The following is a 14,634-nucleotide window of genomic DNA, read 5'->3' as shown; positions in this document are numbered from 1 at the left end:
GTCTTCAGCCTCCGGATGCGGCCGGATGATCAGGACTCTAGGACGCGCTCAGCGGCCAGGAGGAGACCCTTGACGGATGCGCCGGCGTCGGCAACAGCTGTCGGAGAGCGCCGGATCTCAGCGCCCGAGCAGCGCCAGGACCCGCCGCTTGAGCGGGTGCAGCCGGTACGCCGCGTACCGCACCGCCGGGTGCGCCAGCCCCCGCAGGCGCCGCGGCAGCGTCGTCCGCGCGGCCACCGCCTCCGTGTAGATCGCGGCCTGGGTGCGCGCGGCCGCCGCGAGGCTGAAGCGCTCGACGACGACCTCGCGGCCGAGCGCGCCGAGCCGCTCCCGCAGCTCCGCATCGCCCGCGAGCGGCGCCAGGATCCCGGCGAGCCGCCCCGGCCCGTCGACGCCGTCGCCGAGCGAGTACCAGCCGCCCTCGAGGAAGAACGGCAGCGACTCCGGAGTCAGCAGCCGCCAGAACGCGCGCTCGCCCTGCACCACGAGCGGCTTGGCGAACGCCATCCCCCGCAGCGCGGAGCTGCCCATCCCGAGCACGATGTCGGCCACCGCGTAGGCGTCGCGCGGGTCGAGCATCTGCCCGGTCAGCGTGACCAGCTCGCGCGAGCGCCCCGCGTTCACCCGGTCGGCCGCGGCCTGCAGCTCGCCGCGCACCGGCCCGTCGCCGACGACGATCAGGCGGAGGCGGAGGTCGTCCCCGCCGTCCTGGTCACTCAGCGCACCGACCGCCTCGATCGCCGCGAGGATCCCCTCGCGCTTGAGATCGACGACGAGCCGCGCCACCGTGACGATCGCGATCTCGCCCTCCGCCACGTCGAAGCGCGCCCGCAGCTCCGCCACCCGCGCCGCGTCCGCGACCGGCGCGTTCAGCTCGGTGTCCACCGGCGGCTCGATCAGGTGCAGCGTCGGCCGGCGCCGCGACTCCTCCGCGAGCAGCTCGACGACGCCGACGATCATCGGGAACGCGGCCGGCACGAAGTCCGGCACCTCCGGCGAGAGCACGGTGGTCACCACGGGCACGCCGTCGACCAGGTGCGGTCCGAAGGCGGCGTCCATCGTCGGCGCCCACTCGTAGGCGTGGATCAGGTCGATCCGCCGCTCGCGGACGATGCGCCGCAGCCGCGCCATGCTGCGGACGGACAGGCGGGGCCCCTTCTCGGGCGCCTCCTCCCAGTCCAGCCCGAGCTCGGCGACGAGCGGCCGCAGATCGCCGTCCGGGCCGTAGACCACCGCCTCGTGACCGAGCGCGGCCATCCGCCCCGCGAGCTCGATCCCGTTGATCTGGCTCCCGCCGACCTCCATCGTGTGCAGGCAGGTGAGGATGCGCATCAGCCGGCCGACAAGGCGAGCGAGACGGCCTGCGCCGCGACCTGCCGCCGCGCCTCGTCGATCGTCGCCAGCACCGAGACGACCTCGTGGTGCGGGTGCACCGGCGACTCCACGAGCCCCGCGGCGACGTACGAGGCGAACGCCGTCGCCTGGAAGGACAGCGCGCCGTACGGCCACGGGCCCTCGTCGGTCCAGACCTCCGAGTCCTGCCCCGAGCTCATGCTGCCCAGCGTCAGCGTCACGCCGCTCGGGCCGAAGAACGGGCTGTGCACCGCGAGCCGCCCCTCCGAGCCGAGGACCATCGCCTCGACCGGCAGCGACGTCTGGAGCGAGGTCGACAGCAGCGCGCGAGCCCCGGAGCCCATGGTCAGCAGCAGGTCGGCGCTCGCGTCGACGCCCGTGGACGGGTCGACGGTGCCGGAGGCGACGACCGAGACGGGCGCCCCGAGCACCGAGGACGCGAACGAGATCGGGTACACGCCGGCGTCCAGCAGCGCGCCGCCGCCGAGCTCCTTCGCCCAGAGCCGCCCGGTCGGGTCGACGGGGACGGAGAAGCCGAAGTCGGCGGTGACCAGGCGGAGCTCGCCGAGCACCCCGCTCTCGACGACCTGGCGGATCACGTCGGCCTGCGGCAGGTAGCGCGCCCACATCGCCTCCATCACCAGCAGGCCGGCGGCGCGGCCCGCGTCGGTGATCTCGCGCGCCTCGTCCGCGGACATCGCGATCGGCTTCTCGATCAGCACGTGCTTGCCGGCCGCGAGCGCGGCGAGCGCCTGCGCGCGGTGCAGCGGGTGCGGGGTCGCGATGTAGACGGCGTCGATCCCGGAGTCGGCGACCAGCTCCTCGACCGTCGCGTGCACCGTCGCGATGCCGTGCTTGTCCGCGAAGGCCTGGGTCTTCTCGGCGTCCCGCGCGGTGACGGCGACGGCGCGCTGCACCGAGCGGGAGTGGATCGCCGCGACGAACGCGTCGGCGATGCCCGTGCCGATCACACCCCAGCGCAGGGCGGGGACGGAGGCGGGGTCGATCGTTCGCGGAGCGGGGAGGGTGACGGGCACCGCTGAATCCTACGGGCGCGGCCCCGCGGCCCCTAAGGGCTCCAGCCACGGGATCCGCTCGAACAAGGCCCGCAGCTTCGCCCCGCGGCCGGGGTGCACCGCGCTCACCCAGGCGATCCGGCCGAGCAGGTGCGCCCGGAGGTCGGGCACGCCCGCGCGGTTCTGCCCGGCCGGTCCGTGCACGGCGCAGTTGTGCAGGATGGCGTGCAGCCGGTCGACGTCGGCCCGCCGGACCGCCGGTCGCTCGTTGACCACGATCCCGGTCACGCTCTGCCGGGTGGACGCGGGGCGCAGCCGCGTCTTCCGCGGGTTCACGGCGTAGCCCGCGTCCTCGACGATCCGGGCGGCTCCGCGCGCGAACGCCTCCGCCCGCCGGGCGAACACCGCGTCGCCGCTGAAGGCGAGGTCGTCGGCGTAGCGGGTGTAGCGGGCGCCGGCCGCCTCGGCGTAGCCGGTCAGCCGCGCGTCGAGGCGGCGCAGCGCCAGGTTGGCCAGCGCGGGCGAGGTCGGCGCGCCCTGCGGCAGGTGCGCGAGCGCGAGGGAGCGGCGCAGCGCGGCCCGCTCCTCCGGGTCGCCGCCGGCGGGCATCCGATGGATCGCGGCGACCGGCACCGCGTGGGTGCACAGCCCGGTCAGCGCGTAGGCGACCGCCTCGGGCAGCCCCTCGCCGCGCAGCAGCCGGAAGACCCGCGCCGCCGTCACCTGCGCGAAGAAGCGCTGCAGGTCGAGGGTGATCAGCATCGCCGAGCCCGCGTGCACGGCCGCCCCGGTGATCGCGCTGCGCCCGGGGACGAAGCCGTGCGCGGCCGGGTGCACGGGAGCCAGGCCGACGATCTCGTCGAGGACGCTCCGCTGCACCGCGCGCAGCCGCGAGCGCGGCACCTCGAGCAGCCGCGGCGCCCGGCCCGGCCGCGAGCGCCAGACGTGGTCGTAGTTCTGCAGGGCACCGGGCTGCGCGGCACCGACAGGCGTGCGGCGGTTCCACTGCCCGAGGTCCGCGAAGCCGTCCAGCTGCGCGGGGGTGAGCCCGAGCAGCCGGGCGAGGTCGTCCCGGCCGTCGATCGCCGGCACCGGGGAGGAGGAGGGCACCGCCCGCGCGGCGACCGGTGCGAGGTGCGCGACCACCGGCTGCGCGCGCTCCGGGAGCAGCCCCGCGATCACCAGCGCGAGCTCGCGCGGCGCGTCGAGCGGCGGATGCGGGAAGGCGACGAGCACGGCGGTGATCAGCGGCCCGAGCCAGCGGCGGCGGGCGCCGAGCGAGTCGGCCGCGGCGGCGCGCAGTCCGGCCGGTGTCCACTCCGCCCCGAGGAACGCGTGCACGAGCGCCTCGACGACCGCGTCCCGTCCGTGCACGACGACCCCCCGCCTCGTTCGCCCCAGCCTAGGCTGGGGCGCGCCGCCCCTCCGGGCGAGGCGGACGGGGCACGCGCTGCACCGTCCTCTCCGGGGTCACCCCGGGGCACGTGGATCGACCAGGCATCACGCCGCAGGCACCCACCCGCGCTCCGCGCGGCACAGCGCCCGCACAGCTCGACAGGTCGCCCGGAGGGACGGTCCCGCCGCGCCGCCGCGCCGAACGGGTAGCCGTCTGATCCGCAAAGCGCACTCCCTCGATTCGGGGGTCGACCCGCGCGGGAGCCGGTCTTAGCCTTCTGGGAGTCGAACGGCGCGACGGCGCCGTGAACGATCACGGCCGCGAACACGGACGCGATCACGGAGGAGGCGCGGATGGACACCTGGCGGCACCGCCTGCCCACCGAGGACTGGACCCCGCTGTTCTCCGGCCCCGTCGACTCCGTGCCCGCCGAGGCGCTCGACGCCGCCGCGCGCATCCTCCGCCTCCTCCCCGACATCGAGCAGCTCACCATCGGCACCCCCGACGGGCCGATCATCGCCGAGCGCGGCTCCTCCGCCTCCGCCTGGCAGGCGGCCGACCGTGTCGCGATGGCCCTGCTCGCCTCCTCCCCCGCGGTGACCGGCGTCACGGCGCGCGCCTTCGACTCCCGCGACGGCGTCCGGCACGCCACCCCCGAGGACCCGTTCCTCACCCGCGAGGGCGGCCGGGCCGCGGCCCTGCGCGCCTCCGCCGACCTCGGCGAGATCTCGGCCGAGGAGGCCGAGCGCCGGCAGGCCGAGCTCCTCGCGGGCGAGGACGCCGACGACCCGCTCGAGGCCCTCTGGGACGCGGACGCCGCCTCCCGCCGCTGAGGTGCCGGGCCGAGGAGCCCACGGGCCGCTCAGGACCCCCGGCGGTCCAGCCGGTCCAGCCGCGCGTTGTAGGCGCTGAGCTCGGCCTCGCCGTCGCGGTCGGCGCGGCGGTCGTAGCGCTTGGCGGTCCGCTCCTCCGAGCGCATCCACTGCGCGACGACGACCAGCGCGATCAGCACCATCGGGATCTCGCCCGCCGACCAGGCGATCCCGCCGCCGACGCCCTGGTCCGCGAGCAGTGCCTCCGTGTCGGTGTAGCCGAGCGCCGTCCACCAGGAGGCGGCGAGGACGGTGGTCTGCGACATGATCGCCAGGCCGAAGAAGGCGTGGAAGGCCAGCGTCGCCAGCATCACCAGCAGCCGCAGCACGTGGCCGGGCCGGTCGGGGCCGGGGTCGACGCCGATCAGGACCCAGAAGAAGAGGTACCCGGTCGCGAGGAAGTGCAGGGTCATCAGCACGTGGCCCTGGTGGCTGAACATCGCCCACTCGAACCAGCCCGTGTAGTAGAACGCGACGAGGCTGCCCGCGAAGAGCACCGCGGCGACCGGCGCCTTCGACAGCACGGCCAGATAGCGCGAGTGCACGACCGCGAGGATCCACTCGCGCAGCCCCCGCCCGCCGTCGCGGCGCACCGGCAGCACCCGCAGCGCGAGCAGCACCGGCCCGCCGAGCACCAGCAGCGGCGGCACGACCATCATCAGCAGCATGTGCTGGATCATGTGCGTGCTGAAGTGCACCTGCCCGTACACGCCCGGCCCGCCGCTGGTCGTGTAGGCGAGGGCGGCGCAGCCGGCCACCCAGGCCACGGTCCGGCCGAGCGGCCACGCGTCACCGCGGCGCCGGAGCTTCAGCACCGCGTGCACGTAGAGGGCGGCGCCGACGACGGCGATCCCGAGCCAGACGGCGTCGAGATGCCACTGGTCGAGCATCCGCTCCGGCGTCACCTCGGGCGGGTAGCGGAAGCCGAGCAGGCTGCGCCGCGCATCGCCGCTGACCGGGTCCTGGGACACCGGCGGCGCGCTGTTCGAGAGGGCGACCGAGACGCCGATGGTCAGCGCCATCACCAGCACCTCGCCGACCGCGACCGCGACGAACGCGCGGCGGTCGCCCGGGTCCGCGCGCAGCCGCGGGATCAGCCGCAGCCGATGCCAGGCCCCCGCGCCGCCGAGCGCGAGCAGCGCGACGGCCTTCACGATCAGCAGCTGCCCGTAGGGCGTGCCCAGGTCCTCGAGCCCCTCGATCCGGAGCGACGCGTTGACCAGCCCGGAGAAGGCGACGGCGCCGAACGCCCAGCCCGCGAGCACCGAGTAGCGCGCGACGACCGCGCCGATCTGGTCGCCGACCGTGCGCCGCAGCAGGATCACCGCGACGAGCCCGCCCGCCCAGGCCGTCACTCCGATCAGGTGCACCGCGAGGCTGTTCACCGCGTTCGCGTGCTCGTCCGCGCCGGCCGCGTGCCCCGAGAGCGAGAGCGGCAGGAGCGCCAGCACCGCGATCGCAGTCGCCGCCGCCACCCCGCCGAGCCGCCGGGAGAAGAGGGTGAGCAGCAGCACCGCCAGCGCGCAGGCCGTCGACGCGACGAGGGTCTGCCCCAGCTCGAGCTGCGTGGCGTAGAAGACCAGCTGCGTCCGGAAGCCCGGTGCGTCCAGCGGCTGCCCGATCGCGTTCGCCGCGGTGAAGACCAGCACGGCGAGCGCCGACGCCACCCAGACCGCGGACGACCAGGTCGCCCAGCGCAGCGCCCGGTTCTGCGAGTAGGAGACGATCCCGGGCGCGATCCGCTGGCCGGGCAGGAGGAACGTCGCCGCGGTGAGCAGGCCGATCGTCAGCGACGCGGCGCTGTCGTGCACGACCCGCGCGATCGGCAGGCCGCGGGTCACCAGCTCGCCGGGGTCGATCAGGCGCGTCTCGGTCGAGAACGCGCCGGTGTACGTCAGCCCGGCGAGCGCGACCGCGACCGCCGCGGGCACGGCGAGCAGCAGGGTCGCCTCCGCCGCGCGCAACGGCGGGGCCGGTAGCCGCTCGGGCGGGCGGAGGTCGTCGTCCGGGTCGAGGTCGTCAGGGTCGAGAGAGGTCGATGGATGCGCCACAGCCGTGGCTCCCTTCACGCGGCCCGCCCGCGGGGACGGGGCGTCGCGCACAGCCCCCGCCGCCGCGCAGGCGGTGCGCAGGCGCGGGCAGGGGTCGTCGAAGACGCGCAACGCGCGTCGAGGATCAGGAGGCGGGGACGGCGGGCGGCCCGCGGCGGGGCACGGCCTGGGCGAGCACGGCCGTGGCGACCGGCAGGATCTCGCGCAGCGCGTACGAGGAGCGGCGCACGGGCGGTGCGGCGAGGACCGGGGTGACCGGCACCCGCACGAGCCGCACGATCGCGTGCGCGGTCGTCGCCGCGATCGCGAGCAGCAGCGCCTCGCCCCGGTGCAGCGCCGCGATGGTGACGACGGCGGCGAGGAGGTGTGAGGCGGTCATCGAGCCGGCCATGCCGGCGTGCGCCGTCGCACCGCTGACGTCGATCGTCCCGCCGTGATGCGCGTGCGCCGTGCCCATCGCCCCGGCCGGCCCCTCGGCGCTGCCGATCACGAACAGCGTGTGGAAGAGGACCTGGCTGAGCGTCACCGAGACCGCCAGGCGCACGAGCGACAGCCCGCGGCCGGCGAGGGCGACGCAGACCAGCACCGAGAGCACGAGCGGCACCGCGAGACCGAGCAGGCCCGGCAGCTCACCGCCGCCCGCGACGTGCGAGAACAGGGCCGTGGTCGTCGTCGTCGTCGCCGCCACGACACCGCGGAGGGTGCGCAGGGAGCGGGAGGACGACATCCACTCAGTCTCGCAGCCCCTCGCGGCCCTTCGCATCCGGCCCGATACGTGCAAGAGTGTGCATACGACAATACGTCCGCGGTCCTCGCGGCGAGCGGAGCACGGCGAGCGGAGCACAGGGAGTCGCATGGGACACGACCACGGGCACGCCGGTTCCGCCGCGTCCCGCCACCGCCGTCCGCTCGTCCTCGCCTTCGCCCTCACCGCCGCGTTCGCGGTCGTGGAGTTCGTCGTCGGGATCGCCACCGGCTCGCTCGCGCTGATCTCGGACGCCGCGCACATGGGCACCGACGTGATCGCGCTCGGGATGTCGATCGCCGCGATCTCGCTCGCCGCCCGCCCCGCCGCGAAGGCGCGCACCTACGGCTCCTACCGGCTCGAGGTGCTCGCCGCGCTGGCCAACGGCGTGCTGCTCTTCGGCGTCGCCGGCTTCGTGATCGTGGAGGCGGTCCGCCGCTTCGCCGAGCCGCCCGCGGTGCCCGGCGCGCCGCTCCTGATCACCGCGATCGTCGGCCTGGCGGTCAACCTGGTCAGCCTGCGCCTGCTCTCGGCCGGCGCGAAGGAGAGCATCACCCTGCGCGGGGCGTCGCTCGAGGTGCTCGGCGACGCGCTCGGCTCGGTCGGCGTGATCGTGGCCGCGATCGTGCTGCTGACCACCGGCTGGGCCTGGGCCGACCCGATCGTCGGCGTGCTGATCGGCCTGCTGATCCTGCCGCGCACCTGGTCGCTGACCCGCCAGGCCCTCGGGATCCTGATGGAGTCGGCCCCCGCGCACGTCGACCTCGCCGCGGTCGAGCGCGACGTCTGCGCGGTGCCCGGCGTGCTCGCGCTGCACGACCTGCACGTCTGGACCATCACCTCCGGCATGGAGAGCGCGACCGGCCACATCGTCGTCGCCCCGGACGCCGACTACCGCGAGGCCCTCTCCGGCGTGCTCGCCGTCCTGCACGACGACCACGGCATCGACCACGCCACCATCCAGTGCGAGCCCGAGGAGTTCCGCGAGCGCCCGCGCTCGGTCTAGCGCCGAGCCACTGAGCCGCTGAGCCGCCGAACGCCCTTCCACCTGTTGACGTCAACATGTACAGTCGGAGGCCACGGGCGTGTTCACGTGAACAGCTCCCCTTTCAGAGTTGAAAGAGAGACGCATCGATGTCGATGTCCACTGCCAGACGCACTCGCCGGAAGGCGGGCCGGATCGCCGCGCTCGCCACGAGCGCCGCCCTCGCCGCCGGAGCGCTGCTCGCGCTCCCCGCGGCCGCCGCCCCCGCGCAGGCCGCCGACGCCTTCCGCATCACCCCCAACCCCGCCGCGGCGGGCGAGTCGTTCGAGGGCTGGGGCACCAGCCTCGTCTGGTTCGCCAACGCCACCGGGAACTACCCCGAGGCGCTCCGCGAGGAGCTGTACCAGAAGGTCTTCGGCGACGACGGCCTCGACCTCAACATCGCCCGCTACAACATCGGCGGCGGCAACGCCTCCGACGTGAAGGACTACCTCCGCCCCGGCGGCGCCGTCGAGGGCTGGTGGAAGCAGAACCCGGCCGGCGACGCCGCGACCTACGGCGGCACGAGCACGAACTACGCCGACCGCGACGCGCTCCTGGCCAAGTGGAACGCGGGCGACGCCTCCTCCTACGACTGGACGAGCGACGGGACGCAGCGCTGGTGGGTCGAGAAGCTCGCCGAGGAGAAGCAGATCTCGCACTGGGAGGCGTTCGCCAACTCCGCCCCCTACTTCATGACCGAGAGCGGCTACGTCTCCGGCGGCTTCAACGCCTCGAGCGAGCAGCTGAAGCCCGCCGCGGAGGCGAAGTTCGCCCAGTACCTCGCGACCGTCACCGCGCACATGGAGGACGAGTACGGCATCGAGTTCGACACCCTCGACCCCTTCAACGAGCCGAACACCAACTACTGGGGCACGCAGCTCACCAACGGCGTGCCCACCGGCGGACGGCAGGAGGGCATGCACATGGGCCCGACCCGCCAGGCCGACCTGATCCCGGACGTCGCCGCCGCCCTCGCCGCCTCGTCGAGCGACGCCGGCATCGCCGCGATGGACGAGACCAACCCCAGCATCTTCAAGACCAACTGGGCCGCCTACTCCGCCGCCGTCCGCGCCGAAGTGGACCGGATGAACGTGCACACCTACGGCACCTCGGACCGCCTCGCGGTCCGCGACCTCGCCAAGCAGGCCGACAAGGACCTCTGGATGAGCGAGATCGAGGGCAACTGGGTCGCGGGCTACGACCCGGTCAACATCGAGAACGGCCTCGGCATCGCCGGCCGCATCAACGACGACCTGCGCGAGCTCGAGCCGAAGGCCTGGGTGCTCTGGCAGCCGGTCGAGGACCTCTACAACATGAGCCCGAAGGGCGAGAACCTCAACTGGGGCTCGATCTTCATCGACCTCGACTGCAAGCCGTACCAGGAGGCCGGCGCCGAGGTCTGGAAGTCCGCGCGCCGCGTCGCGGACGCCGGCGGCGACTCCACCAAGGCCCCGGTCTGCGGCGTCGAGACGAACTCGAAGTTCAACACGATCCGCAACTTCACCAAGTTCGTCCACGAGGGCGACCACCTGATGCCCACCAACGACACCTCCTCCACCGCCGCCGTCCGCGGCGACGGCAGCGGTGCGACCGTGGTGCACACCAACACCGGCGCGACCGCGAAGACCGTCGTGCTCGACCTCTCCCGCTTCGGCAGCATCGCCGACGGCGCGACGGTCACCCCCTACGTCACGACGCAGGCCGCCTCGGCCGCCGCGCCCACCGGCAACGCGCTCGTCGCGAAGCCCGCGGTCGCCGTCGACCGGGAGTCGCGCACCGCGACCGTCACGGTGCCCGCCAAGTCGGTCACCTCCTTCTCCATCGACGGCGTCTCCGGCGTCGCCGACTCCGCCCCCGCCCTCCGCGACGGCCACCGCTACCAGCTGGTCGGCACGCAGAGCGGCAAGGCGCTGACCGGCAACCCCACCGGCGCCGCGACCACGATCACCACCCTCGCCACCGACTCCACCGCCGCCGCGAAGCAGAGCTGGACCGTCCGCGAGGTCGCCCCCGGCGAGCGCGAGGCCACCCGCCGCGTCGTGCTGCAGAGCAGCGACGGCCGCGTGCTCGGCGCCACGAGCGCCGGCACCGACCTGCGCACGCTCTCGGTCGACGCCGCGAAGGCCGACGCCGCCACCCGCTGGATCGTCAGCACCACCGACGGCACCGCGTACACGCTGGTCAACGAGTCGATCGGCCTCTCGCTCGACGTCAACGGCCAGTCCAGCACCGAGAACACCACCGTCGGCGTCTACGGCTCGAACGGCGGAGCGAACCAGTCCTGGACGCTGCGCGACCTCGCCCCGTCCGCCGCGCAGATGGTCGCCGTCCGCACCACCGTCGGCGTCGCGCCGACCCTGCCCGCCTCGATCGCCCCGCAGTACGCCTGGGGCACCGGCGCACCGATCGCCGTCACCTGGCAGCGCCCGGCCGACTCGGCCTACGCCGCCGCCGGCCGCGTCGAGGTGACCGGCACCGCGACCGACCTCTTCGGCCAGTCGATCCCCGTCACCGCGCTCGTCGACGTCGGCGGCCTCACCGCCACCGACCCGGCGTCGCTCACCGTCGCGGCCGGAGCCTCCGTCGCCGCGGTGCAGGCCGCCGCCCCGACCACCGTGTCGGCCCGCGTCGGCGCCTCGACCAGCACCTTCGCGGTGCCGGTCGTCTGGGACTGGACGCCGCTGACCACCGCGTCGCTCGCCGCGCCCGGATCGGTGACGATCTCCGGCACCGCGACGGCCGACGGCCAGACCCTCCCTGCGACGCTCACGGTGCTGGTCACCGCGGGCACGCTCCGCAACTTCAACCCCGATGCGGGCATCGTCGCCACCGCGACCTCGTCCGAGTCGGGCTTCGGACCGGAGCGCACCCGCAACGGCATCGACGGCGACAAGGGCTGGTCCAACTGGACGAGCGGCACCAAGGCCGCGCAGAGCAGCCTGACCTACACCTTCCCCGCCACCCGCCAGGTGCAGCAGGTGTCGGTGCAGTTCCAGCGCGACGGCGGCACCAGCTGGGCGCAGAGCTACCAGCTGCAGTACCAGGGCGCCGGCAGCACGACCTGGACCGCGGTCCCCGGCTACGAGTCCGCGGTCGCGCTGGCCGCGCCCGCCGACGGCACCGCGCCGACGCTGAACGCGACCTTCGCGCCGGTGACGGCCAAGGCCTTCCGCGTCGTGATGAACGCCTACGCCAACACGCACCTCATCGTCTCGGAGACGAAGCTGTACGAGTCGGTGGCCTCGCCCGCCGCGGTCGCCACCCTCGGCGCCCTGCGCGTGAACGGAGTCGGCGTCGCCGGCTTCGAGCCGGCCCGCGGCTCCTACGCCGTGACCGTCGACGGCACGACGATGCCGGTGCTCACCGCGGTGGCCACCGACTCGGCGGCCCGCGTGCGCGTGACGCAGCCGACCACCGCGAACGGCGGAGTGGGCACGATCGCGGTCACCTCGGCCGACGGCACCGTCTCGCAGACGACGACCGTGACCGTGACACTGAAGGCGCCCGCCGCCCTCGCCGTCGCGGTGACGGCCACGACCCGCTGCATCGCCGGCAAGGTCACCCTGACGGTGACGGCGCAGAACAACGCGTCGGTCCCCGTCTCGATGACCGTCGCCTCCGCCTACGGCTCGAAGGAGTTCACCGGGATCCTCCCCGGCAAGAACGCCTCCGCCGCCTTCTCGACGCGCGCCGCCTCGGTGCCCGCCGGCGAGGCCACCGTCACCGCGACGGCCACCGTCGACGGCAAGCCCGTCACCACGGTGATCCCGGCCGCCTACGGAGCCCGCACCTGCTGACGCTCATGCCGACCGACTAGCCGCGCACTGCATGCTGGTCGAGTAGCCGCGCAGCGGCGTATCGAGACCCGCCCGCCGAACACGTGGATCTCGATACGCCCGCTCCGCGGCCTACTCGATCAGCATGAATCGTCCGCCCTTGCATGTTGGTCGAGTAGCCGCGCAGCGGCGTATCGAGACCCACCACCCCCAGCACGGCGGGTCTGCAGACTCCTGTTCTGATGCTTCGGATCTCGATACGCCCGCTCCGCGCGCTACTCGATCAGCATGCTTCCGCGAGTGGACGCGGAACGGGCCGCACGCCCCCAGCAGACCCCCGCACGCGTCCACTCGTCCACCCCACCTCCCGCCAACGGACCCGCATCGGGCCCCGCAGCTCCGCCAGACCCCATCCCACGTCCACTCCATGGTGGTCGACTAGCCGCGCAGCGGCGTATCGAGACCCACCGTCCTCAGCACGTCAGGTCTGCAGACTCGGCCTTCTGGCGCTGGTGGGTCTCGATACGCGCGCTCCGCGCGCTACTCGATCAGCATGAAGACACGGACCCACGCGAACGGGGCCGCGTCCATTCCATGCTGGTCGAGTAGCCGCGCAGCGGCGTATCGAGACCCGCCCGGGTCAGTCCGTCGCCGCGTCGTAGACCGCGAGCAGGCGGTCGAGGAAGGCCTGCACCGTCGCGCGCTCGGCCGCGTCGAGGTCGGCGACCGCCGCTTCGACGCCCGCGATCAGCGGCGCGACCCGCTCCTGCGCGCGCCGCGCCGACTCCTCCGAGGCCGTGACGATCAGCTTGCGCCCGTCCGTGGGGTGCCGCTCGCGACGGACGTGCCCGGCCGCCTCGAGGCGGTTCAGCACGAGGGTCGTCGCCGCGGTCGAGACGCCGAGGCGCCCGGCCAGCTCGGTCGGCGTCAGCGGCCCGGCCGACATCAGATGCGTCATCGCGTCGAGCCCGACGGCGTCGACGGCGAGCGCGCGGGTCAGCGACTGCTCGAAGAGCTTCTGCCGCTCCGTCACCTGGCGCACGCGGGTCCGGATGCCGAGATCGGGCGCTTCGGAGATCATCACCCCAGGGTACTCGTGTACATTGCCAATCTCATTGATTATCAACGAAGGCGGCAACCGTGACCCGTGTCCTGATCTCCGGCGCCAGCATCGCCGGCCCCGCCCTCGCCTTCTGGCTGCACCGCTACGGCGTCGAGACGATGATCGTCGAGCGCGCGCCCGCACTCCGGCTCGGCGGCCAGAACGTCGACGTCCGCGGCGCCGGCCGCGAGGTCGCCCGCCGCATGGGCCTCGAGGACGACATCCGCGCCGCGACCACCGGCGAGGTCGGCACCCGCTTCGTCGGCCGCGGCGGACGCACCCTCGCCGAGTTCCCGGCCGGCACCACCGACAGCGGCGGCGCGACCGCCGAGCTGGAGATCCTGCGCGGCGACCTCGCGCGACTGCTGGTCGACCGCACCGCCGAGCACGCCGAGTACCGCTACGGCGACCGCATCACCGGAATCGACGACAACGGGAGCGGCGTCACCGTCTCCTTCGAGCACGCCCCCGACGAGCGCTTCGACCTCGTCGTCGCCGCCGACGGCATCGGCTCGAGCACGCGCCGCCTCGTCTTCGGCACCGAGCCGGAGATCCGCTCGCTCGGCCTCGAGACCTCCTACGCCACCATCCCCCGCACCGCCGCGGACGACGACTGGTGGCGCTGGTACAGCGCGGCCGGCGGGCGCAGCATCACCCTCCGCCCGGACCCGCACGGCACGCTCCGCGTCGCGCTCTCGCAGGTGATCGACCGCCGCCTCGACCGCGCGAGCACCGAGCGCCGCTCGCTCGACGAGCAGCGCGCCCACCTCCGCGCGGTCTTCGGCGACGCCGGCTGGGAGGCGCAGCGCGTCCTCCGCGGGCTCGACGAGGCCGACGACCTCTACTACGAGCAGATCGGCCAGGTGCACGCGCCGCGCTGGTCGAGCGGACGGGTCGCGCTGGTCGGCGACGCCGCCTACTGCGCCTCGCCGGTCAGCGGCATGGGGACGAGCCTGTCGTTCGCGGGCGCGTACGTGCTCGCGGGGGAGCTCGCCGCGCATGTGGATCCGCGCGACGGCTTCGCGGGGTACGAGCGGATCATGCGGCCGTACGTGACGCAGGCGCAGCAGCTGCCGCCGGGGGTGCCGCGGGTGGCGAACCCCGTGTCGCGGCTGGGAGTGGCGGCGTTCGGGCTCGCGGTGAAGATCGCGGCGACGCCGGTGATCGGGCGGACGATGGGGCGGTTCTTCACGCCGCCTGCGGATGCGATCGCGCTGCCGGAGTACTCGCACCTGGAGGGCTGAGGACGGCGGATCTCGATACGCCCCTGCGGGGCTACTCGATCACCATGAAGCG

Annotated in this window: 10 protein-coding genes; 4 read left to right on the top strand and 6 right to left on the bottom strand. The window is 74.2% G+C overall.

Features of this window, described 5'->3' with window-relative positions:
- Positions 1-117 precede the first annotated feature (117 nt).
- The 3 genes from HQQ86_RS16570 to HQQ86_RS21425 are packed head-to-tail and all read right to left on the bottom strand — an operon-like array spanning position 118 to position 3,743.
- The gene (locus HQQ86_RS16570; protein ID WP_173289329.1) at positions 118-1,332 is read right to left on the bottom strand and encodes a glycosyltransferase; all 1,215 of its coding nucleotides are present in this window, start codon (positions 1,330-1,332) and stop codon (positions 118-120) included.
- Complete coding sequence (locus HQQ86_RS16565) at positions 1,332-2,390, bottom strand: Gfo/Idh/MocA family protein (RefSeq protein WP_173289328.1); 1,059 nt, start codon at positions 2,388-2,390, stop codon at positions 1,332-1,334. Before HQQ86_RS16565 ends, HQQ86_RS16570 begins: the two co-directional genes overlap by 1 nt.
- 9 nt (positions 2,391-2,399) lie before the next feature.
- Positions 2,400-3,743, bottom strand: a complete 1,344-nt coding sequence (locus HQQ86_RS21425) for a reverse transcriptase family protein (RefSeq protein ID WP_173289327.1) — start codon at positions 3,741-3,743, stop codon at positions 2,400-2,402.
- A gap of 375 nt (positions 3,744-4,118) precedes the next feature.
- Here HQQ86_RS21425 and HQQ86_RS16555 point away from each other — a divergent pair, with 375 nt between their 5' ends.
- Positions 4,119-4,598 carry a hypothetical protein gene (locus HQQ86_RS16555; RefSeq protein ID WP_173289326.1) on the top strand — a complete coding sequence of 160 codons (480 nt, stop codon included), beginning with the start codon at positions 4,119-4,121 and terminating at the stop codon, positions 4,596-4,598.
- Positions 4,599-4,627: 29 nt separating this feature from the next.
- Here the strand turns inward: HQQ86_RS16555 and HQQ86_RS16550 are convergent, their stop codons facing one another.
- Positions 4,628-6,688, bottom strand: coding sequence for a cytochrome c oxidase assembly protein (locus HQQ86_RS16550; RefSeq protein ID WP_367948693.1), 2,061 nt, complete (start codon positions 6,686-6,688; stop codon positions 4,628-4,630).
- 124 nt (positions 6,689-6,812) lie between these two features.
- Positions 6,813-7,415, bottom strand: a complete 603-nt coding sequence (locus tag HQQ86_RS16545) for a hypothetical protein (RefSeq protein WP_173289325.1) — start codon at positions 7,413-7,415, stop codon at positions 6,813-6,815.
- Positions 7,416-7,542: 127 nt separating this feature from the next.
- Here HQQ86_RS16545 and HQQ86_RS16540 point away from each other — a divergent pair, with 127 nt between their 5' ends.
- Both HQQ86_RS16540 and HQQ86_RS16535 read left to right on the top strand, forming a co-directional pair.
- The gene (locus HQQ86_RS16540; RefSeq protein ID WP_173289324.1) at positions 7,543-8,439 is read left to right on the top strand and encodes a cation diffusion facilitator family transporter; all 897 of its coding nucleotides are present in this window, start codon (positions 7,543-7,545) and stop codon (positions 8,437-8,439) included.
- 134 nt (positions 8,440-8,573) lie between these two features.
- Positions 8,574-12,257, top strand: a complete 3,684-nt coding sequence (locus tag HQQ86_RS16535; protein ID WP_173289323.1) for a glycoside hydrolase — start codon at positions 8,574-8,576, stop codon at positions 12,255-12,257.
- 619 nt (positions 12,258-12,876) lie between these two features.
- On the opposite strand, the gene HQQ86_RS16530 is transcribed toward HQQ86_RS16535, so the two are convergent.
- Positions 12,877-13,317 carry a MarR family winged helix-turn-helix transcriptional regulator gene (locus HQQ86_RS16530; RefSeq protein ID WP_173289322.1) on the bottom strand — a complete coding sequence of 147 codons (441 nt, stop codon included), beginning with the start codon at positions 13,315-13,317 and terminating at the stop codon, positions 12,877-12,879.
- A 59-nt stretch (positions 13,318-13,376) separates the two neighbouring features.
- Here HQQ86_RS16530 and HQQ86_RS16525 point away from each other — a divergent pair, with 59 nt between their 5' ends.
- Complete coding sequence (locus HQQ86_RS16525) at positions 13,377-14,582, top strand: FAD-dependent monooxygenase (protein ID WP_173289321.1); 1,206 nt, start codon at positions 13,377-13,379, stop codon at positions 14,580-14,582.
- Positions 14,583-14,634: the final 52 nt, after the last annotated feature.

The sequence above is a fragment of the Rathayibacter sp. VKM Ac-2857 genome, from assembly GCF_013205025.1.
In the GTDB taxonomy this organism is placed as follows: domain Bacteria; phylum Actinomycetota; class Actinomycetes; order Actinomycetales; family Microbacteriaceae; genus Rathayibacter.
This window is presented reverse-complemented; position numbering and strand designations above follow the sequence as displayed.